The following is a 19,998-nucleotide window of genomic DNA, read 5'->3' as shown; positions in this document are numbered from 1 at the left end:
AGTAGGAGTGAAAGTAGTGGAGGTTTTTATTGTTATCATAATTATGGTTTTTGTCGGAGCCTTAATTGGTGGTGTTACTAATTCGCTGGCAATTAAGATGCTATTTCGACCGTATCGGCCATATTATCTTGGCACATGGCGAGTTCCTTTTACACCGGGATTAATTCCGAAGCGGAGGACAGAGTTAGCAGACCAACTTGGTAAACTCGTAGTAAATCATTTATTAACTGCAGAAGGCTTACAAAAAAAGCTTGAAAATAATTTGTTTTTGAATGAGATGGCACAATGGGTACAAAAAGAGCTTAGAAACCTTTTAAAAAGTGAAACTTCGTTAGCAAATGTAATCGAAAATTGGACTGGGGTTGAAAGTCCGAAACAGGAAGTGCAACTTAAATTAACTAGTTGGATTAGAAAAAAAGTAGAGGTTATGCTGGAAGAATTACGACCATTACCTTTAAACAATGTCATTCCACAAAAGATTAATGATAAGGTAGATGCGTATATTCCTGAACTGGCGGGAATTTTTATCGAAAAAGCGAAAGGTTATTTTAGCAGTTCTGAAGGTATTGAGAGCTTAAGTAATATGGTTGACCGATTTTTAATGGGTCGAGGTGCTTTAGGGAATATGGTTTCAATGTTTTTAGGAAATGAGCGTTTAGTTGATAAGTTACAACCAGAGATCATCAAAATGCTAAATGACGAAGGAACTCAGCAGTTAATTGAGGTTTTTCTCAAAAAAGAATGGGAGCAAGTGAAACGATTAAGAATAGGAGACATCGAGGAATGTTTAAATCTAAACGAAGTATCCTTATATATCCAAGAAAAAATAATTGACCATATCCCGCTAGACCATTTAGACAAGCCTCTTTATGAGTGGTCTCCAATGATAGAAAAACCTTTGGTGGAAGAAATCGTCCCTCGCATGATCGAGAAAATAGGACGAGCGATCTCAAACGAATTAGTGCACCTACTAAAAAAACTACAGCTAGAAGATGTCGTCAAAAATCAAGTAGAGCAATTTTCAGTGAGTCGACTAGAGGATATGGTGTTGTCGATTTCAAGAAGAGAGTTAAAATTAATCACATATTTAGGCGCTTTATTAGGTGGGCTTATTGGTTTATTTCAAGGGATATTTATCATTTTTCTCCGCTAATTTCCCATATAAGGTGAATTAAGTTTATAAAAGTGTTATAGTCGTGAAGGAGTAATTATTACAAAGCCGTTTCTTAGTTTGTAAGAAAGGCAAAATCAGGAGGTTTTTTACTAATGTCAAACACATATGACAAGGCCCATGAGCTTAGCCGTGTATTAAAAGAAAGTGACGAGTTTAAGCAACTAGCAGAACTTCACGGTCAGGTGAATGCAGATGCCCAAGCGAAGCAAATGCTGGATGGTTTTCGTTCGATCCAAATGGAGCTTCAACAAAAACAAATGCAAGGAATGGAGCTTACTGAAGAAGAAATTCAAAAAGCACAAAGCGTTTTTGAACTTGTGCAACAGCATGAAGTTATCGGAAAGCTAATGGAAGCAGAGCAACGCATGAGCCAATTAATCGGTGACTTAAACAGAATTATCGCTGAGCCATTAGAAGAACTTTATGGATTAGCTGAATAGTTAGAGCTAAAAAGATGACCTCATAAGGTCGTCTTTTTTAGTAGGAAAAGAAATTAGAGGTTTCTAAAATAAATGTCTAGGTGTGAGTTGCTAGGCAGAGCGCTATGCTTTTCGTATCAACTTTTCTAATTCGCTGCAACCACGCTTAAGCTCTCTCTGATAATCTGTTCTATTGTTCAAGAATTTATCATAGGCTTTTACCAAACAGTGAATGTTCATGAAAAGGGGGAGCAATAGTGGCATATCGTTTATTAGCATTGGATATCGATGGGACGCTGTTACAATCGAACCATCGTTTAGCAAAACAAACAAGGGAAGCAATTGAGTACGCAAAAATGAAAGGTGTTTACGTGACATTAGCAACAGGTAGATCATTTCCTTCAGCCCAAAAAGTAGCAAATGCATTAAATTTGGAAACAGATATTATCACTCATGATGGAGCATTTATCGGGTCTTCATTAGAAAACCCAACATTTGAACGTCGTCTCAATAACGAAAAAGCTTACCATATTGTTGAACTGTTAGAAAAACATAAATGTCATATTCGTGTCATGCATGAGAAATTCGCAATCGGTAATAAAATTCGCCAAAAAAATTACCTCATCGCGAGAATGACTGTTGGCATTGGTGATCCAGTTTTTTACCCAGTTACATTTGTTGATTCATTAAGTAACTATTTATTAAATGAACCAGTCATGCCACCGAAAATCCACGCGTTCTTTTTTAATGAAAAAGAACGTCTTAGTGCAAAAGAAGATTTATTGAAGGAAATACCGGGTATTCACGTGACATCATCTTCAGAAGGCGGATTAGAAATTGTATCTGAAGGTATATCAAAGGCAAAAGGGTTACAAGTTCTTGGTGAAAAATTGGGAATTGGGTTTAACCAAATGGTTGCTATCGGTGCTTATGAAAATGACATCGAAATGATTACTCAAGTTGGATTAGGTGTAGCAATGGGCAACGCGCCAAAGCATATCCGTGATCAAGCTGACTGGGTTACACGTTCGAATAATCAAAATGGTGTAGCCTACATGGTGAAAGAAGTATTCCGCAAACAGTTAAATATGCAATATTAGTAGAAAAACAGGACTCGTTTATTAACGGGTCTTTTTTTTCATTGAAAAAAATAGACAGTACAGTAACCAATTGCCCAGCTCCAGAATAGGATATCGTGGAAGGAGAGATGGGCATGCACCAGACACAAAATATGCACGACGTTTGTAAAAATCATATGTACCGCTATGTAATGGTTCAAACTGCTGATCAACAAGTTTTTGATGGGATCGTCGAGAATGTTGACGAGACAAATCTTTATTTAGCAGTTCCAACCGGGGAAACAATGCAACGAGAAGATGGAAATGAAGAGCGTTTATATGGTGGAGTTGGTTTAGGCTACGGGGCCGGGCTTGGCTTTCCAGGCTATGGTTACCCAGGCTATGGCTTTCCGGGTTATGGCTTTCCAGGCTATGGTTTTCCGGGATACGGATATCCATTTAGACCACGCCGCCGTTTCCAACGCTTAATCTTGCCTCTCGCTGCAATTACTGCACTGTCATTATTGCCGTATTATTAAGAAGAAAGGCTGTCTCAAAAGTGTCAGCACACCTTGTAGTAGAAGAGGTGACTGTTACTTTGCTTTTGGGCAGCCCTTTTTTGATTCGGTGAGGGCTGTCAGTTATTTGAGAGATCATTTCGAAAGTTATCGCTTCCAAATTTAAAACTACACTTATAAGAACAAATGTTTTGTTAATAATGGTATAATATATATAGAAAATTTTAGGGTGAGGGAGATTTATGAAGAAAACTCGTTTTATTCATGCAGCTGATTTACATTTGGATAGCCCGTTTCAGGGGTTAAGTAACTTGCCGATAAAATTGTTACAGGAAGCAAGGGAGAGTACTTTTGAAGCGCTACAAAAACTTGTTGCCTACGCGATAAAGTATCAAGTAGATTTCGTGATTTTTGCGGGTGATCTTTTTGATGGGGAAGATCGTAGTTTAAAGGCACAATCAAAATTTAAAAAGGCAATGGAAGAGTTGCAAGAATACGGAATTCACTGCTATATAATCCATGGTAATCATGATCACTTAAAAGGAAATTGGGTATCGATTTCTTGGCCAGATAATGTCTTTTTCTTCAAAGCTGAAGTAGATGTTTATAAATTTAGAAAAGCGGATTTAACTGTTCATTTGTATGGATACAGCTATCCGCAAAAAACAGTTAAAGATAATATTGCTGTCAATTATCAAAGGATAGGTGAGGCAGATTTTCATATTGGTATTCTCCATGGAACCGCTGATGGTCAAGAAGGTCATGATCATTATGCACCATTTTCCGTTCAACAGCTAGTTGAGAAAGAGTTTGATTATTGGGCATTAGGTCATATACATAAGCGACAAGTTCTTCATGAAAATCCTTTTGTTGTGTACTCAGGGAACTTTCAAGGAAGACATAAAAAAGAGCTAGGCGATAAGGGGATTTACTTTGTAGAGCTAGACCATTATCATTCTTCAACGTTAACATTTTTACCTACTTCCGAGCTACATTGGGAGGAGCTAACCGTTTCAATAGAAGGAATTGAAACGATCGATGAATTAAAAAACCGCTGTGAGTTGTCTATAACGGAAGCGAAAAAATGTGATCGGAAATTATTCGTCATTCTTCGTTTTGTAGGTAGTGGCCCACTCCATAATTATCTAACCGAAGGCGTCGCTGAGTTTATTGAAGTCTTAAATTGGGGGCAGGAAGAAAAAGAACAATTTGCTTATATAGTCGATAAGAAGTTGGAGACAATTGGCGAATGGGACCGGCAACAAATAAAAAAGGAGCAGCATCTGCTTAGTGATATTATTACCGCTTGTGACAGGTTACTAGCTGATCAAGAACCATTAGTAGATGCATTAGCTGAGGTTTTTAGTAATCAAAAACTGAAACGATACTTAACACCTTTCACAGAAGAAGAGCAAAAACAGCTTTTACTAGAAGCTGAAAGCTATATTTTAACGGAATTTCTGAAGGAAAGGGACGAATGATGATATGAAATTAACAAAACTACATCTTTATGGTTTTGGTCGCTTTCAAGATACTCAAATTGAGTTATCAAAGGAACCTATTCATTTATTTTTAGGCAACAATGAAGCGGGTAAATCGACACTGATGGCCTTTATTCGTTGTGTATTATTTGGTTTTCCTACGAAACAACAAAGTGAACTTCGCTATGAACCTAAATTAGGTGGTCGTTATGGTGGCAATATTGTCATCGAGACAAAAGAATATGGAACAGTAACAGTTGAACGAGTTCACGGTAAAGCTACTGGTAATGCAAAAGTGTATTTTTCTAATGGGAATATCGGTGGTGAAGGGGAGTTAAAACTCATCCTAAGCGAAATTGACCGTACGACATTTTCCGGAATTTATTCTTTTGGGTTAACAGACTTACAAACAATTGAACAGCTACATGCAGATGAACTTAATAAGTTTATGTATGGCGTAGGGATTTCCGGGCGCAATAATCTTTTAGAAATTGAGAAAAGAAATGAAAAGCTAATGCAAGTTCTGTACAAGCCCACGGGTAGAAAACCAATTATTAATGATCAGCTAAAAAAAGTAGTCGATTTAGAAGAGAAAGTTAGTTCTTGGAGAAGGAAGTTAAGTCAGCATGAAAACTTAGTAAAGCAACAAACGGCTATTGTGGAATTGATCGAGAAAGCTAGTAGAGATGAACTCGCCTTAGATCGTGATTATCGTTATTTTGATAAACTACAATCGCTTGCGCCAGTATTTTTGAATAAAATGATTTACGAAAGTAGATTAGAACAACTGCCACCTTATCAACCATATCCTGAGGATGGTCTGCAAAGACTAGAAAAATTTAACGATAGTTCAGTAGTCTGCGAAGGAGAGTTAATTGCTATTGAAAAGAAGCTTGATGACATATATAGTGAAAAAGCAAAGCTTCGTGTCAATGAAAACGTAACTGAGCTAGAAGAAGCGATTAGCCAAGTAAAAGAGTCAAGAAAGATCTACGAGACTAAACGGGATGAAAAAGCCCTTCTTTTACATCAAATAGAGTTTGAACAGCAGGAGTTTGAAGTAATTAAGGAAAAGTTGGGGGATAATGCTGCTCCGTTTGAGACAAGTTTTGTTGCACAACAAAAGCTTACGAATTTAATAAAAAAAGAAGTAGAGATAAAACAACAGGGATTTTTTCTCCAATCTCAATTTGAACAAGTAAAAACATCCCTCGAAGACAAAGAAAACCAAGTTGAAACGATAAAAAGACAATTATTAGACGATAAAACGAAAAAACAACTCGAAGAGACGCTCGCAAAACAAGATACGGAAAAAGAGCTCCAACAGCAATTGAAGTATGTAGATGAGGGCTTGCAAATGGTTAATCGTCAATTAGATCAATTTGTTTCGAGGAAAACTAGCTTTAAGACATTGCTTTTGTTAGCTGTACTCTTGTTAAGTTTATTTTGCGCCTTCATCCTAGTTAAAAATTCGCAAATGGTATTAGCAGCTTCTGTAGTTATTGGTACGTTTATTGTATTAGGCTACACGAAGTTGGAAGCAAAAAGTACAGTTAGTAATGTCTTAAAAGATTTAAAGAAGCAGCAGGAAAATTTCACCTATCAGAGACAAAAAATTATTGCTGAAATTGAAAAAAGACAAAAAAAACACGTTAATAATGATTATGAATTGCTCGAGAAAGATCAGCGAAAACGAGAACAGTTATTTTTTCGGGAGCAAGGTTTGAATGAAGTAAAGGAACAATACGAGCTGATATGTAAGGAATTAGATAAGTGGGAATATACGAATGCCCTCTTTCAAGAAGAACTACGAAGTTGGGCAACTGAGTTTAAATACCCATTAGACCTAGAAGCAGAATATTATGATAAATTATTAAAAATGATGGAAGAGATTAAGAAAAAACAACGCCAACTTTCCTTTTTAAAGCAAAAATTAGTAACGCTTGAAAATGAAATAGAACAGTTTGAAAACCAAGTAGAGGACTTGTGTCTTGAACTTGGAGTCGCTTTTTATCGTAAAATCTAACATAAAAGCGGTTTAAAAATATAAGTTTATATAAAAAGCCCGCAGGGAGGTTTAAAGTTACTAAATCGGTTTACAGATCAAGAAATTCAGCTTTTAGAAAATAAGTTAACGGTTGAAACAAAATTAAGCCAATATAAAAAAGAGATAAATATTCTCTTCCAATTGGCGAACGTTCGGACGGAAGAAGAATTTCGCCAAAAAGGAAAGGCTTGGTTGGAAAGTCAACATATTCATGAGCAGCTGCGCATTTCTAACAGTCAAATTGCCCCATTAGTTACTAGTGAAAAAGAATCTAAGCAACTAGAACGAGATATATTAGAGTATAACGATGATATTGCTGAAAAACTTACACAACTCGAAAAGCAAAAAAGCGAAAATCGAATTCACCTGAAAACGTTACAGGAACAGTTAGCTAAACTTAATCAAGAGATTTTAGAGTTGGAAGAGGGAAGCAGTTATTCTATATCCCTACATAATTTTGAAAATGAAAAGGGAATTCTAAATAAAGAAGTAAAAAGATGGGCGTTTCATCGTACAGTACAGTTATTAATAGACGAAACGAAGCAAGTTTATGAGAAACAGCGACAACCACATGTTATAAAGGAAGCAACAAGAATGTTTCATTCTATGACTAACGGTGAATATGTTCAACTATACGCGCCTATCGGGGAACAAAGATTATTTGTTGAGCGTAGCGATGGCTTGAAGTTTCAACCGAATGAATTAAGCCAAGGTACGAAAGAACAGCTTTATTTTGCCATTCGCTTAAGCTTAGCAACTGTTCATTCGAAGCAAACACCGTTTCCAATCTTTATAGATGATATTTTAGTTAATTTTGATAAAGGCCGACGCTTAAATGCAATTGAACTAATTAAAGAAATGTCTAAACAGCATCAAATTGTTTTTTTTACTTGTCATCCGTTCATGGCTGATGAAATTTCAGAAAATCATTTTTGTTTAGACATGCCAAACAACTAATTTTCAGTATTGAATCATTAATAGCTTTTCTTAAATGTTCAGGTTTGATAAAATCTAGTAGGATTTTTTAAATTTTTCGATAAAATAGAGATAAGGCAAATACTCAGTGAGGGTGAATATAATTGGAAAAATATATTATAAATTTAGTAGAAGATGAGAAAAACCTAGCACAAATATTAAAAGCATATATGGTTAGGGAAGGTTGGGACGTCCATCATTTTGCTGATGGGCAAGAGGCTTATGATGCAATTGGTCATGCGTCTCCCCATTTATGGATATTAGATATTATGCTGCCTCATATGGATGGCTACCAATTATTAAAAGCAATTAAAGCAAAAAATGATACCCCAGTAATCTTTATTTCCGCAAGGGATAAAGATTTAGACAGAGTTTTAGGTCTGGAACTAGGTAGTGATGATTACTTAGCAAAGCCCTTTTTACCGGAGGAACTCATTATCCGTGTTAAAAGAATTTTATCAAGGGCTTATACTTCACCAACGAAAGAGGATGAACAAAAGCGAATTGAGCTAAACGGATATTTTATTGATCCGACAACGAGAAATATATACGATGGCAATGAATTACTAGAAATGACAACGAAAGAGTTAGATGTCATTATCTTGCTTACTTCTAACATTGGCAAGGCATTTTCTAGGGAAGAAATTATTGAATACGTTTGGGGTACTGACTATTATGGCTCAGAACGAGCAGTTGATGATGTTGTTCGTAGGGTAAGAAAGAAATTGCCACGCTTACACGTAGAAACATTATACGGATTTGGTTACAGGGTCTTATCTTCATGAAATATGTAAATTTAACATATCGAATTTGGCTTTCGTTTATTTCTTTAATTTTGATTATTGCTCTTTTGTTAATTATTATCTATCCAATTTCATTAAAGAGTACATTGACTGAAGAGACGTATCGAATTATTGAAGAAGAGCAAGATCGGTACCAAGCACCTCAAGAACATGCTCCACCGCAAACGGAAATTGATTTTATTGAACGGCGTGAGGCACAGAGATCAGTTGGCCACCTTTTCTTTATGAGTCAATTTGGTAGGGTACAAGGTGACCCTGTTCCAAAGGGTGTTCTGGATGAAATGACAGATCGAGCTACAAAACAAATGACTGATCGTGGTAGATATGAACTTACCTATAGTGGAGCAACAGTTTTTTATGTTGTATTAAAAATCGAAACGGTCGTAGGAGATGCCTATCATATCTCGTATATGTGGGATTCGTATCGTGATCAGATGATCAATCAGCTTTGGGAACGGCTTCTTTATATTTTAATTTTAGCAAGTCTTTTAGGGCTTTTTCCAGCATTTTGGCTTAAAAACTACTTGCGGCAGCCCCTTACATTATTAGGGAATCATTTTGAGCAAATTTCTAATCGCAATTGGCAAGAGCCTTTTGAATGGAGAGGTGATCAAGACTTCCAAAAGCTTTCGTTTCAATTTGAACAAATGCGTCAAAATCTAATTAATTATGATAAAGCTCAAAAAACATTTATTCAACATGCTTCTCACGAGTTAAAAACTCCGATTATGGTCGTCAAAAGCTATGCAAAATCAGTAAAGGATGGTATTTTTCCACCAGAAAATATTGAACAAGCCATGGACGTAATCATAGAGGAAACGAACCGTATGGAAAAGCGAGTGAAAGATATGCTTTATTTTACAAAGCTTGATTCTGTGAAAGAGGAAATTATTCACCGTCAAACGCTTGTATTCGGTTCAATTGCTTATCAGTTACAAGAGCGTTATCGAGTTCAACGAAGCGATTTAGCATTTATTGTTGAAGGTGCAGAAGTTAATTTCGATGGAGATCGTGAACAAATTCAAATTTTACTGGAAAATTTAGTTGAAAATGCGCTCCGTTATGCCGAAACGACAATCTGGATAAAAGCAAAGCTTACAAATGATACAGTAGAAATAACGGTAGAAAATGATGGAGAGCACATTCCATCAAAAGAATTAAGTCATATTTTTACACCGTTTCGTAAAGGAAATAAAGGTCAATTCGGACTTGGACTAGCAATTGTAAAGCGAATTGCGGAGCTCCATGGTGGATATCCGACTGTCAAAAATGAAGTTAAAGGTGTTAGTTTTAAAATATATTTACCAATTTAAGTAGAACAAGACTTGGAGGTGTAAGCTATGCATAAAGGCATCGCTCATTATCAAACTGGCGAAAAGGTTGATGGTTACTTATTAATAAAATCAGCGACAAAGGGTTTAGCAAGTAATGGTAAACCATTTTTAACATTGCAGCTAGGTGACCACACAGGGGAAGTTGAAGCAAAGCTCTGGGATTGTAATTCTGAAGACGAAACGACCTTTGTTGGCAGTGAGATTATTCATGTTACAGGTGACATTCATGAGTACCGTGGAAAGCATCAACTAAAGATAAAAGGAATCCGTCCAACAACGGCTATGGATCATGTTAAACTAGCTGATTTCTTGCAATGTGCACCACTTGATCCAGAGGATATGCTTGCAAAAATTACGCAGTACATTTTTGAAATGAAGAATGCTAACATTCAACGGATTACTAGACATTTGTTAAAAAAGCATCGCGAAGCTTTTATTGAAGTGCCAGCAGCTACTAAAAATCATCATGAATTTGTATCCGGTTTAGCTTATCATGTTGTTTCAATGCTAGATTTAGCAAAAGCATTGGCTAATTTATATCCATCACTTGATACTGATCTTTTATACTCAGGAGTTATTTTGCACGACTTAGGAAAAGTAATCGAATTGTCCGGGCCAGTTGCTACAACTTATACTTTAGAAGGGAAGCTACTTGGCCACATATCAATCATGGTCAACGAAATTGGTCAGGTTGCAAAAGAATTAAGTATTGACGGAGAAGAGGTAATGATATTACAACACCTTGTTCTTAGCCACCACTCAAAAGGTGAATGGGGCAGTCCTAAGGCACCATTAATTCGTGAAGCAGAAATGCTCCATATGATAGATAATATTGATGCAAAAATGAATATGCTAGATCGTGCTTTAGATAGAGTTAAACCTGGAGAATTCAGTGAAAAAGTATATGCAATGGATAACCGTAGTTTCTATAAGCCTAGCTTTGGAAATTAATTAATTGTAGAAGGATAATGTAAGACTCTTATGAATGAATTTTAGAATCTCGTTCAAGGAACTATAGCGACAATAATTTTTAACTAAAAGTGACATATCTATTAATAGAGTAGAATAGACTAGTATTACGAAACTATTAATAGAGGTGATTATATGAATCCAGTTAAATTTGTAGGCGCATTAATAGGAGGATTACTTTTACTATTCATTGCTAGATTATTATTACTCGTAACTCCAATATCAGAAAGGCTTCAAGGAAGCCCGTGGTGGGTTTATTTCGTAGTAGCTGGGATAATATTTAGTGGCTTTCTATCTTTTAAATATGCTAAAGAGGATCGCGAGGTCGAGCAACGCTGGATCGAACAAGAAGGAGAAACGTTTATGGAGCCTATCCGTAAGCGCCGTGAAAGAAAGGAAATGATGAATGGCTAGATAAATATGCTGGCTTCCCTTTCGCTTCTCTGTTATCTAGTTCCTGTATAAGAGGCTCACTAAAAGACTTGACCGAAAATACCCACAAAAAAGGAGCTGACATGTGTCAGCTCCTTTTTTTCCTTTTAGTAAACGTAAGCTGTACCGATAATTACTAATAGAATGAACAATACTAGAATTAACGCAAAGCCTGTAGCTCCTGCTCCTGTTGCTGGTGGGAAACATCCTGCCATACTTTATCATCCTTTCGAAGTAGTTTATGAGGTGGTAGCCTCTTAATCACATTATGTTAAAGAGGAATGTTTTGTACTAGGCAAAGATGGATTTTATTTCTTTACTCATCGCTGAGATTATCGGAAACAATCCCTAGAATAAAATGGCACAAAAAAGCAGGATGCTTCAATGGAGAAACATCCTGATTTAGTTAAGTTTTAGTTGTTTAAAAGATCCTTGAATTTTTCATCTTTAATATCGATTTTAGCGTTATCAATTAATTCTTTCTGAACTTCTTGAAGTGGACGTGCTTGTCTTCTTGCTAATAATTCTTCTAGTTCTTCAGCTACTTCTTCAAATGAAACGTCAAATGGTTTGCGTTCTTCAACTTTGATAATATGATATCCGAATTGTGATTGGACAGGTTCACTAATTACGCCAATATCAAGTAAGAATGCAGCTTTTTCAAATTCAGGAACCATTCTTCCTCGTTCAAATGAACCTAAACTTCCACCAGCCACAGCACTTGCAGTGTCCATTGAATACTCCTCGGCAAGCTCAGCAAAGTCCCCACCTTGCTCCAATTTTGCAATCACTTCTTCAGCAGTTTCAAGATCTTGTACTAAAATATGACTTGCGGTAACTTCTTTACCAGCTTCATATTCTGCACGAACATCTTCTTCAGTAATTTCCACACCTTCTGACGCTACTTTTTGGACAACTAAGTGTTGTCTTACTAAACTGCGGAATTCTGCCTCACCAGCAAAATTTTGCGATTGAAGAAACTGTAAAAATGCTAAATCATCTTCTAACTCGTAAGCTTCACGAACTTTGTCTAGTTCAGCGGTAACTTCATCTTCAGTAATATTTAATCTGTCAGCATGCGTATCAAACAGCTTGTCTTGAACTAATGAATACAGGACATCTTCACCGTGTTTTTCTTTTAATGCTTCGAAAAATTCAGCTTCTGTAACGACTTTTCCGTCAACCTCTGCAACTACCTTTCCTTCAATGTCTCCATTACCATTACATGCTGTAAGGGCGATAAGGCTTGTTAAAGCTAATGCTGTAATTAATTTCTTCATTTTTGCAACTCTCCTTAATATCTTGTCTACTAAATTCGGCACAATGAATACTATAGCATAAATTCTAGAAAAATGAAAAAGGTTACCTGAAAACATTCTGTGAAAAAACGTACAGTCGCCCAAACAGAAGATTAGTTTCATGCATAGGATAACGTAAACCATTGTAAAGGGGGGTCTTTAATGTCACACGCTTATCATGGTGGTTTTGCGTTAATCGTTGTGCTGTTTATTTTATTAGTTATTGTAGGTACAGCATGGCTTTAAAAAATAGAGGGTTTCATATTACCCCTAATTGATCAAAAATGTAACTTTTAATTTAAAAAGTGGCTATTTTTCTCAACGAAAAGCCTGTTATTCTAATAAAAAGGAGGCAATTTATTATGGCTCATGCACACGGTGGAGGCTTTACTTTACTAGTTGTATTGTTTATCCTATTAGTGATTATTGGTGCTTCTTGGGGTTGGTAATTAGAAAAGCGTAGGACAGCCGCTTAGCCCCGAAAGCAAATGTTCTGCCAGTAAAAAAGTCGAAATTAACTTTTTTAACTGGGAGGTTATTTGCCAATGGGCTGGTTGTCCGAAGCTAGCCAAAGAAAAGCGTAGGACAGCTGCTAAGCCCCGAAAGCAAATGTTCTGCCAGTAAAAAAGTCGAAATTAACTTTATTAACTGGGAGGTTATTTGCCAAGGGGCTGGTTATCCGAAGCTAGCCAAAGAAAAGCGTAGAAATAAAAAATCCTCTTCACTTTAAGTGAGGAGGATTTTTATATATGATGATGTTAGTAGGATTGTAATTAAGACATTTATGGTACGAAATACCTTTGGTTGTTTTTCTTCAGGAATTTCTTTTTGAAGACACAAAGTATTTGTCATAGAATTAATCATAAATAAAATAAATAGAGCAAAGGGAAAATAAAAAATAATAAGCATTAGTTACCTCCGTTTAGTTGGATACCCTCTATAACTTTATCAAATTATTATAAAAAAAGATAGCATTTGCATTTAAATTAAAAAGGAGTGAGAATATGGAAGTAAAGAAAAATGTTTGGAAAATAGCATTTATAAGCATGGTTTGTAGTTTAGGAGTACTCTTCATCTCTCTACTAATATGGTTTTATTTTTTCTTTTCTTCACCTGACCATGTTCAACTTGAACGCAAGGATCGCGTCGGTGAAACAATGTTTGTCATATCTACTACAAAAGATCAATTAAACTCATTTATGGCGGAACAAATCTCAAGTGATGGCAATAATAATTTCCAGATCACTTTAACATCAGAACATGTGTTATTAGAAGCCGCAATCCCGCTATTCGGAAGGAAAATAGCATTTGAATTATTTTTAGAGCCGGAAATGTATGGTGAAGGTGATTTGCTTTTAAAGAGTAAATCGTTTCACATTGGAGGATTTCAGCTTCCTAGTGAGACCTTATTTTCGCTTATTAAAAATACTCTTCCCTTTCCAGACTGGATCGAAATAAATACAAGAGAGGAATCAATAATTTTAAAGGTAACGGAAATGGAGGGGCTAGAGTCAATGTTTATTAAAGTTACTAACTTTGATTTGGAAATGGATAATATTGAATTTGAATTAGTCTCCTCAAAAAAATAAAATAAAAGGAACTAATAATAGTCCTGAAAGGAAATCATGTAAAGTAATAGTCCTGAAAGGAAAGTATGTAAAGATTAAAACTGGAAAGGAAACCATTATGGAACCAAATGAAGAAAAGTTACTTCGATTAGAATTTTATCAGGAAATTCTACTAGAAATAATGGATAACTCCTATCCTTTTTATACACTAATCATTAAACATCAACTTTCAAAAGGAGAAGTTGAAGAAATTTATTTTCTTTGTGAGAAGTTAAACAATGAGTATAAAAAACAAAAAGAAGAGGGATTTGTTACATTTCTCCCACTTCTTACACAATTTGTTGGTATGCTTAATTACAAGGTAGACCCACATCAGACCATCAATGCTCTATACATGCAAGATATTTATCGTGAGCTAATGAAAGAGTTTCTGGATCTCGTCAAAAAAATTAATTAGTTTCCGCTTTAACACTTGGTTTTGCCACCAATTTTCCATCTTCTTCAGTAAAGTCTTGTTCCATTTTTTCTAGCGTCTTTTCAAAGATTAACATAAAATCGGGACCATAAATATGTCTGATAATAGTCATTACCTCTGAAAATTCCGGGAACTTCCCATACAATTCCTTAATTGGTAATGACCCTTCGTAAATTCCGGTTTTCTTTGGATCATATACCTCCAAGGTGTTTAGAAGTAATTTCTCGCCATCACTAGTTAAATACACGTAGGTATTTCGTTTGTCGTTTTGTTTTTTAGAAAAAGTTAATAAGCCTCTTTCTTCTAACTTTTTAGAGAAGTTAAAAGCCGTTGAGACATGCATAACTCCAAATTTTGCGATGTCAGAAATGGAAGCACCTTCAAGCTGATAAGCAATTAGTAAAATATGGTGTTCGTTAATGTTTAAATTAAAGGGTTTAATCCATGTTTGCCAATCTTTTTCAGTTGATTTCCATAAAGCTTTACTTAATTGAGCGACTTTATGAGCAAACATAATTGACTGTTTAATGGAGTATGGCGCATTTTTATCCATATGAAACCTCCGTATAAATATAATTTATAATACATGAAGTGAAGCAATTTTGAATATTCATTATTTTTTCAGTAAAATGTTATTTAAATAATATCACAATATGTATTTCGATAACAATACAAAAAAACAATTTATTATATTTTTCTGAAAATATTTATCAAATTAAGGTTTTAAAGGGCGAAAGTGCTACTGAAATAATACTTTTAATACCTTACTTCGTTACTAATTGTAGCAACGAGGTAAGGTATTAAATATAAAATTATTCCATTTATGTTATTAAAGGATAGAACTAAGGCTTCCTTCATCGCTGACAGGAAGCCTTAGTTTTGTATTTAATTTGCATGTACTTTCATATAGCTCGTGCAAATCAATCGACTAAATTTAAGCTAAAGGTCGTTTAATTTCACTTTCGAGCTGATCAATCGTTTCGTGAAGCTCTTGAATGCTCCTTTGAATGTCGTTCATCGTTGGTTCGACATCCCTTTTCCATTCAGAAATAGAGTTTTTCACATCAGTAGAGACAGCTTTCAAGGTAGTAGCGCCTTCTGTAGCAACAGTTTCAACTTGACTTTTAAGTTGTAACGTTTTTTCTTTGACGTTAGAAAGTGAATTCATTAAATTATTAACATTGCTTGCTAATAATTGTTGAACTTCATTTCCAGATTTAGGAGTAGATAACAACGTAATTGTTCCACCAATTATTCCACCAGCTATAAAACCGTATAATAGGGATTTTCCATTCATCTTTTCACCATTCCTTTCCTCTTTAGAAGTTTCCGTTTTTTTATTAGATTATCACATTTTTGCTAAGGTTTGAATATAATTATAATATTTCAATAATATTCTTTTTAACACAGTAATAAAATTGTTTAAAACGTTGCATAAAGAGGAGGAATTTACATGTACGGGTTTGTCTTTGGCTTATTCTCTTTAGCTTTGTTATTTTTTTATGGAATGATACACACATTAAATTTTGTGAGAAAAATGAAATGTGAACATGAACATAAAAGAAAATATCTTAAATATGCATGGATGCTTGGTTTATATGGTTTTATTAGTTCAGGTTTAGGAATTGTCGTGTATTACTATGGAGTTGGGTAAACCAACTCTTTTTTTTGCAAAATGGTGCTTTTTTTTGAAATTGAGTAAGTCTTCGTTACATTGAAGTTGAATTTTCCTGCTTAAATTTTAGCATAAATTGTTGCAATGCTTTACAAGCTTCATAAGGAACAGCATTGTAGGTTGAGGCACGACAGCCTCCAACTGAGCGGTGGCCATTCAAACCGACAAATCCAGCTTCTTTTGCTTCCGATAAAAACTTTTTACTTAACTCTTCACTTGCCAAATTAAAAGTGATGTTCATTAAGGAACGGCTATTGTTTAGTGCATGCCCCTTATAAAATCCGTTACTTTCATCAATTGCATCGTAAATAAGGGAGGCTTTTAATTCATTTTCTTTAGAAATACCTGTTACACCGCCTCGCTCACTAACCCACTGCAACACTTTATTTAACATATAAATCGAAAACGTTGGTGGTGTGTTATATAAAGAATTATTTTTTGCATGTGTATCGTAGCGAAGCATCGTTGGAATTTGCTTGTTTAATGTCTTTTCAAGTAAGTCTTTACGGAGAATGACTACTGTTACCCCAGATGGACCCAAGTTTTTCTGGGCACCGGCATAAATCATCGCAAAATTTTCAATCGGTAAAGGTTTACTTAAAATATCACTAGACATATCAGCGATAAGGAGGTTGTCTTTGACCTTTGGATATTCCTTCCACTGTGTTCCATAAATTGTATTATTAGATGTGATGTGTAGATATCCATCATCAGGGGAAACAGCTAATTCTGACAAATTAGGAATGCGATCATAATTTGTTTCTTTTGTACTAGCAGCAATAGCAGTGGGCAGACCTAAGATTTTTGCTTCCTTTAAAGCTTTTTCTGACCAAACTCCCGTTAAGACGTAATTACCAACTTGATCCTCACTTAAGAAGTTCATAGGGATCATTGGGAATTGTAAGCTCGCACCGCCTTGCAAAAATAGAATTTCATAATTATCAGGAATGGCTAAAAGTTGTTTCAGTAATCTCTGTGCCTCATTATGAACATTTTCAAAATCTTTACTTCGGTGACTCAATTCCATTACAGACATTCCAGTTTGATTAAAATCCAATAATTCCTTTTGGGCAATTTGTAAAACCTCTTCCGGTAATGCAGAAGGACCAGCATTAAAATTATACGTTCTTTTCATTGTTTCCACTCCTCTTACTTAAGGCTTTTAATACATTTACACGTTAAATTGTTAAAATAATATTTTTATCCTACCATGGAGCATAAAAATAGGCTATTACTTTTTTTATTATTCACAAAATTTCCTTTACTTCAATTTGATTATAGTAGTTTTGAAAACCAACTATCGTATGAAAAATAGAAAAGGTCAGTCATCACTAGTAGTATCAAAAGATAGTTCTACTAGTGATGACTGACACTTTTTATAAAGCTTATTTCAGAGAAGAGGAGATATGCTTTGCGATTTCCTGGAGGTCTTCACCGCTATATTGGCTACTATTGTCTTTCCAAACAGCTCCAAAGCCATCCCCTTTTCCGTATCTTGGGATGAGGTGGAGATGATAATGAAAAACTGTTTGTCCAGCTGCTTTTCCATTATTATTGACAATATTTAATCCTAGGGGATCAAAAGCTTCCTTAATGGCATTAGCGATTTTAGGAACTACCGAAAACAATTCTTTTGCTGTGTCAGGCTTTAACTCATAGATGTTTTCTTGGTGAAGTTTTGGAATGACAAGTGTATGGCCCTTTGAAACTTGACTAATATCTAAAAAGGCAAGAACATGCTCATTTTCAAATACTTTTGCTACTGGAATTTCACCATTTACAATTTTACAAAAGATACAGTTTTCTTGGTTAGACAAATGAATCATCCTTTCAAAAATTTTATTTAAATGAGTGAATTTCATAATTAAATTAAATCTTTGGATAGCTAGTTTTACTATTATTTCCTAAAAGGCATGAGAAAATCTTAATTACATTATTTTTCCACATTTTATCATAAAAAGGACTTAGAAGCGATTTTCATACTAAAGGCTTGTTTTTTCATAAATTTGTTAATAGTTTTGAAAAAAAAAGAAACTTTACCCTTACAAAATATGGTATAATTTATAAAATTACAAATATTCTAAATGTTTCAAGGGGAGGCTCAAGTTATGCATGTACCATTAATAGTTACAGATTTCTTAGACCGAGCGGTCACTCTGTACGGGGATAAAGTTGCTGTTATCGATGATCACAAATCAATTACTTATCGAGAATTAAATGAGCGTGTAAATCAGCTATCCTATGGACTAGGCAGTCTTGGTGTACAAAAGGGCGATAAGGTTGCTTATCTTGCTCCAAACACGCTGGAAATGCTGGAAGGTTTTTATGGAGTCTTTCAGTTAGGAGCGGTGATGGTGCCGCTAAATATCCGCTTACAACCTCATGATTACACATTCATTTTAAATCATAGCGAAAGTAAGATTTTATTTGTTGACCAGGAGCTAGTACATTTAATTGAGCCGATCATCTCTGATTTAACATCTGTTGAAAAAATACTTGTTCATCATTGTACAAATGAGAATAAGGAGTTTACAGATTATGATGCTTGGCTGAGTCGATATTCAAAAACTGAATATCCTCGCGCGACAATTGATGAAGAAGATGTAGCCAGCTTGTTATATACAAGTGGTACAACTGGAAATCCTAAGGGCGTCATGCTAACTCACCGTAACAACTATTTACATGCATTAACGACAATGCATCATTTGCGGGTATCTGACCGAGACATATTACTGCATATTTTACCAATGTTTCACGTTAATGGCTGGGGCTCTCCTTTTTATTACACTGCAAATGGCGCAACGCAAGTCATGCTTCGTAAAGCATTACCTGAACTAGTTTTTGAAAAGATTCAGAAATATGGTGTCACTATTGCACATATGGCACCTACCGTATTGAATTCATTGCTAGAATATCATAAGCAGTTCCAACCTAAAATTGAAGAAAAGATGCGAGTAGTTATTGCTGGATCAGCACCACCTCCTGCTTTCGTAGGGCGAGTTGAAGAAGATTTAGGTTGGGAGTTTATTCAAGTGTACGGGATGACGGAAATATCACCATTAGTAACTACATCGCAAATTCGTTCCGAGTATTTAGATTTACCTAAAGAAGATCAGTATCGCTTAAAAGCAAAAGCTGGTTATGCGATGATCGGCTGTAAGGTAAAAGTAATCAACGATGATGGAGAAGAAGTTGCCAAAAACGGTAAAGAAATTGGGGAAATCGTCACTCGTTCAAATGGAGTCATGAAAGGCTACTGGAAGAACGATGAAGCGACAATGGATACAATACGTAACGGCTGGCTTCATACTGGTGATATGGCAACTGTTGATGAACGCGGTTACATCGACATCGTTGACCGCAAAAAGGATGTTATTATTAGCGGCGGCGAGAATATTTCTTCAATAGAAGTTGAAGGTGTGTTATATGAACACCCAGCAATATTAGAAGCAGCAGTTGTTTCAATTCCTCATGAAAAATGGGGAGAGGTACCACACGCTGTTATCGTTGTTAGAGAAGGGCATCTAGTTAGTGGAGACGAAATAATTGCATTTTGCCGCGAAAAGCTAGCACACTTCAAAGCGCCGAAATCTGTTTCCTTTACAGAAGAATTACCTAAGACAGCATCAGGTAAAATTCAAAAAGTCCATATTCGGAAAGAATTTTGGAAAACTGACCGCTTAGTAAACTAATATAAGCTAAGGATGACCTAAATTGGCCATCCTTTTTGATGCCTTCTTTTTAATGCCTCTTTTGGTGCCTGGCACCCTTC

At 35.4% G+C, this 19,998-nt stretch carries 24 protein-coding genes; 17 read left to right on the top strand and 7 right to left on the bottom strand.

Annotated features, from left to right (window positions below; translation table 11 throughout):
- Positions 1–16: 16 nt before the first annotated feature.
- The 11 genes from ACK4M9_RS00550 (at position 17) to ACK4M9_RS00500 (ending at position 11,192) form a co-directional block, all read left to right on the top strand.
- Entirely contained in the window at positions 17–1,153 is a 1,137-nt protein-coding gene (locus ACK4M9_RS00550; protein WP_409846758.1) for a DUF445 domain-containing protein, read from the top strand.
- A gap of 113 nt (positions 1,154–1,266) precedes the next feature.
- Positions 1,267–1,614, top strand: coding sequence for a YlbF/YmcA family competence regulator (locus ACK4M9_RS00545; protein ID WP_409846756.1), 348 nt, complete (start codon positions 1,267–1,269; stop codon positions 1,612–1,614).
- A gap of 236 nt (positions 1,615–1,850) precedes the next feature.
- The gene (locus ACK4M9_RS00540) at positions 1,851–2,693 is read left to right on the top strand and encodes an HAD family hydrolase (RefSeq protein ID WP_409846754.1); all 843 of its coding nucleotides are present in this window, start codon (positions 1,851–1,853) and stop codon (positions 2,691–2,693) included.
- Between the two features lie 113 nt (positions 2,694–2,806).
- Positions 2,807–3,190, top strand: a complete 384-nt coding sequence (locus ACK4M9_RS00535) for a hypothetical protein (protein ID WP_409846752.1) — start codon at positions 2,807–2,809, stop codon at positions 3,188–3,190.
- A 221-nt stretch (positions 3,191–3,411) separates the two neighbouring features.
- Positions 3,412–4,650 (top strand): metallophosphoesterase family protein, encoded by a 1,239-nt coding sequence (locus ACK4M9_RS00530; RefSeq protein WP_409846750.1) that lies wholly within the window; start codon positions 3,412–3,414, stop codon positions 4,648–4,650.
- 4 nt (positions 4,651–4,654) lie between these two features.
- A complete protein-coding gene (locus ACK4M9_RS00525) occupies positions 4,655–6,676 on the top strand; it encodes an AAA family ATPase (RefSeq protein WP_409846748.1) in 2,022 nt (673 codons plus the stop codon).
- A gap of 213 nt (positions 6,677–6,889) precedes the next feature.
- Positions 6,890–7,654, top strand: coding sequence for an ATP-binding protein (locus ACK4M9_RS00520; RefSeq protein ID WP_409846746.1), 765 nt, complete (start codon positions 6,890–6,892; stop codon positions 7,652–7,654).
- 122 nt (positions 7,655–7,776) lie between these two features.
- Positions 7,777–8,457 carry a response regulator transcription factor gene (locus ACK4M9_RS00515; protein WP_409846743.1) on the top strand — a complete coding sequence of 227 codons (681 nt, stop codon included), beginning with the start codon at positions 7,777–7,779 and terminating at the stop codon, positions 8,455–8,457.
- Entirely contained in the window at positions 8,454–9,788 is a 1,335-nt protein-coding gene (locus ACK4M9_RS00510) for a sensor histidine kinase (protein ID WP_409846741.1), read from the top strand. The genes ACK4M9_RS00515 and ACK4M9_RS00510 overlap by 4 nt, the downstream gene beginning before the upstream one ends.
- 27 nt (positions 9,789–9,815) lie before the next feature.
- A complete protein-coding gene (gene yhaM / locus ACK4M9_RS00505) occupies positions 9,816–10,760 on the top strand; it encodes a 3'-5' exoribonuclease YhaM (protein ID WP_409846739.1) in 945 nt (314 codons plus the stop codon).
- A 153-nt stretch (positions 10,761–10,913) separates the two neighbouring features.
- Positions 10,914–11,192 (top strand): sporulation YhaL family protein, encoded by a 279-nt coding sequence (locus tag ACK4M9_RS00500; RefSeq protein ID WP_409846737.1) that lies wholly within the window; start codon positions 10,914–10,916, stop codon positions 11,190–11,192.
- 125 nt (positions 11,193–11,317) lie between these two features.
- Here ACK4M9_RS00500 and ACK4M9_RS00495 read toward each other — a convergent pair whose 3' ends face one another.
- Positions 11,318–11,425, bottom strand: a complete 108-nt coding sequence (locus ACK4M9_RS00495) for a YjcZ family sporulation protein (protein ID WP_409846735.1) — start codon at positions 11,423–11,425, stop codon at positions 11,318–11,320.
- Between the two features lie 198 nt (positions 11,426–11,623).
- Positions 11,624–12,490, bottom strand: coding sequence for a peptidylprolyl isomerase (locus ACK4M9_RS00490; protein ID WP_409846733.1), 867 nt, complete (start codon positions 12,488–12,490; stop codon positions 11,624–11,626).
- A 180-nt stretch (positions 12,491–12,670) separates the two neighbouring features.
- Here ACK4M9_RS00490 and ACK4M9_RS00485 point away from each other — a divergent pair, with 180 nt between their 5' ends.
- Complete coding sequence (locus ACK4M9_RS00485; protein WP_409847338.1) at positions 12,671–12,754, top strand: YjcZ family sporulation protein; 84 nt, start codon at positions 12,671–12,673, stop codon at positions 12,752–12,754.
- Positions 12,755–12,870: 116 nt separating this feature from the next.
- The gene (locus ACK4M9_RS00480) at positions 12,871–12,957 is read left to right on the top strand and encodes a YjcZ family sporulation protein (RefSeq protein ID WP_409847337.1); all 87 of its coding nucleotides are present in this window, start codon (positions 12,871–12,873) and stop codon (positions 12,955–12,957) included.
- Between the two features lie 277 nt (positions 12,958–13,234).
- Here ACK4M9_RS00480 and ACK4M9_RS00475 read toward each other — a convergent pair whose 3' ends face one another.
- Entirely contained in the window at positions 13,235–13,417 is a 183-nt protein-coding gene (locus ACK4M9_RS00475) for a hypothetical protein (protein WP_409846731.1), read from the bottom strand.
- 95 nt (positions 13,418–13,512) lie between these two features.
- Here ACK4M9_RS00475 and ACK4M9_RS00470 point away from each other — a divergent pair, with 95 nt between their 5' ends.
- Together ACK4M9_RS00470 and ACK4M9_RS00465 are read left to right on the top strand one after the other, a co-directional pair.
- A complete protein-coding gene (locus ACK4M9_RS00470; RefSeq protein ID WP_409846729.1) occupies positions 13,513–14,097 on the top strand; it encodes a YpmS family protein in 585 nt (194 codons plus the stop codon).
- A 97-nt stretch (positions 14,098–14,194) separates the two neighbouring features.
- Positions 14,195–14,533 carry a DUF1878 family protein gene (locus tag ACK4M9_RS00465; RefSeq protein WP_409846727.1) on the top strand — a complete coding sequence of 113 codons (339 nt, stop codon included), beginning with the start codon at positions 14,195–14,197 and terminating at the stop codon, positions 14,531–14,533.
- On the opposite strand, the gene ACK4M9_RS00460 is transcribed toward ACK4M9_RS00465, so the two are convergent.
- Both ACK4M9_RS00460 and ACK4M9_RS00455 read right to left on the bottom strand, forming a co-directional pair.
- Positions 14,526–15,104 carry an HTH-type transcriptional regulator Hpr gene (locus ACK4M9_RS00460; RefSeq protein WP_409846726.1) on the bottom strand — a complete coding sequence of 193 codons (579 nt, stop codon included), beginning with the start codon at positions 15,102–15,104 and terminating at the stop codon, positions 14,526–14,528. The two genes, ACK4M9_RS00465 and ACK4M9_RS00460, sit on opposite strands and share 8 nt — an antisense overlap.
- 381 nt (positions 15,105–15,485) lie before the next feature.
- Positions 15,486–15,848, bottom strand: a complete 363-nt coding sequence (locus ACK4M9_RS00455; protein WP_409846724.1) for a YtxH domain-containing protein — start codon at positions 15,846–15,848, stop codon at positions 15,486–15,488.
- 156 nt (positions 15,849–16,004) lie between these two features.
- On the opposite strand from ACK4M9_RS00455, the gene ACK4M9_RS00450 reads away from it, so the two are divergent.
- Positions 16,005–16,205, top strand: coding sequence for a hypothetical protein (locus ACK4M9_RS00450; protein WP_409846723.1), 201 nt, complete (start codon positions 16,005–16,007; stop codon positions 16,203–16,205).
- 55 nt (positions 16,206–16,260) lie between these two features.
- Here ACK4M9_RS00450 and serC read toward each other — a convergent pair whose 3' ends face one another.
- A complete protein-coding gene (serC, locus tag ACK4M9_RS00445; protein WP_409846721.1) occupies positions 16,261–17,361 on the bottom strand; it encodes a 3-phosphoserine/phosphohydroxythreonine transaminase in 1,101 nt (366 codons plus the stop codon).
- A gap of 250 nt (positions 17,362–17,611) precedes the next feature.
- A complete protein-coding gene (locus ACK4M9_RS00440; protein WP_409846719.1) occupies positions 17,612–18,043 on the bottom strand; it encodes an HIT family protein in 432 nt (143 codons plus the stop codon).
- Between the two features lie 291 nt (positions 18,044–18,334).
- Here ACK4M9_RS00440 and ACK4M9_RS00435 point away from each other — a divergent pair, with 291 nt between their 5' ends.
- On the top strand, positions 18,335–19,918 hold the full coding sequence (locus ACK4M9_RS00435; protein ID WP_409846717.1) for a long-chain-fatty-acid--CoA ligase: 1,584 nt from the start codon (positions 18,335–18,337) through the stop codon (positions 19,916–19,918).
- Positions 19,919–19,998 lie beyond the last annotated feature (80 nt).

Origin of the sequence: Anaerobacillus sp., from assembly GCF_046314235.1 — a bacterium.
In the GTDB taxonomy this organism is placed as follows: Bacteria; Bacillota; Bacilli; order Bacillales; family Anaerobacillaceae; genus Anaerobacillus.
This window is presented reverse-complemented; position numbering and strand designations above follow the sequence as displayed.

Coding starts and splice junctions, on each gene's coding strand:
- ACK4M9_RS00545 (WP_409846756.1), top strand. CDS start 1,267: ATGTCAAACACATATGACAAGGCCCATGAGCTTAGCCGTGTATTAAAA.
- ACK4M9_RS00535 (WP_409846752.1), top strand. CDS start 2,807: ATGCACCAGACACAAAATATGCACGACGTTTGTAAAAATCATATGTAC.
- ACK4M9_RS00530 (WP_409846750.1), top strand. CDS start 3,412: ATGAAGAAAACTCGTTTTATTCATGCAGCTGATTTACATTTGGATAGC.
- ACK4M9_RS00525 (WP_409846748.1), top strand. CDS start 4,655: ATGAAATTAACAAAACTACATCTTTATGGTTTTGGTCGCTTTCAAGAT.
- ACK4M9_RS00510 (WP_409846741.1), top strand. CDS start 8,454: ATGAAATATGTAAATTTAACATATCGAATTTGGCTTTCGTTTATTTCT.
- yhaM (WP_409846739.1), top strand. CDS start 9,816: ATGCATAAAGGCATCGCTCATTATCAAACTGGCGAAAAGGTTGATGGT.
- ACK4M9_RS00500 (WP_409846737.1), top strand. CDS start 10,914: ATGAATCCAGTTAAATTTGTAGGCGCATTAATAGGAGGATTACTTTTA.
- ACK4M9_RS00495 (WP_409846735.1), bottom strand. CDS start 11,425: ATGGCAGGATGTTTCCCACCAGCAACAGGAGCAGGAGCTACAGGCTTT.
- ACK4M9_RS00490 (WP_409846733.1), bottom strand. CDS start 12,490: ATGAAGAAATTAATTACAGCATTAGCTTTAACAAGCCTTATCGCCCTT.
- ACK4M9_RS00485 (WP_409847338.1), top strand. CDS start 12,671: ATGTCACACGCTTATCATGGTGGTTTTGCGTTAATCGTTGTGCTGTTT.
- ACK4M9_RS00480 (WP_409847337.1), top strand. CDS start 12,871: ATGGCTCATGCACACGGTGGAGGCTTTACTTTACTAGTTGTATTGTTT.
- ACK4M9_RS00475 (WP_409846731.1), bottom strand. CDS start 13,417: ATGCTTATTATTTTTTATTTTCCCTTTGCTCTATTTATTTTATTTATG.
- ACK4M9_RS00470 (WP_409846729.1), top strand. CDS start 13,513: ATGGAAGTAAAGAAAAATGTTTGGAAAATAGCATTTATAAGCATGGTT.
- ACK4M9_RS00465 (WP_409846727.1), top strand. CDS start 14,195: ATGGAACCAAATGAAGAAAAGTTACTTCGATTAGAATTTTATCAGGAA.
- ACK4M9_RS00460 (WP_409846726.1), bottom strand. CDS start 15,104: ATGGATAAAAATGCGCCATACTCCATTAAACAGTCAATTATGTTTGCT.
- ACK4M9_RS00455 (WP_409846724.1), bottom strand. CDS start 15,848: ATGAATGGAAAATCCCTATTATACGGTTTTATAGCTGGTGGAATAATT.
- ACK4M9_RS00450 (WP_409846723.1), top strand. CDS start 16,005: ATGTACGGGTTTGTCTTTGGCTTATTCTCTTTAGCTTTGTTATTTTTT.
- serC (WP_409846721.1), bottom strand. CDS start 17,361: ATGAAAAGAACGTATAATTTTAATGCTGGTCCTTCTGCATTACCGGAA.
- ACK4M9_RS00435 (WP_409846717.1), top strand. CDS start 18,335: ATGCATGTACCATTAATAGTTACAGATTTCTTAGACCGAGCGGTCACT.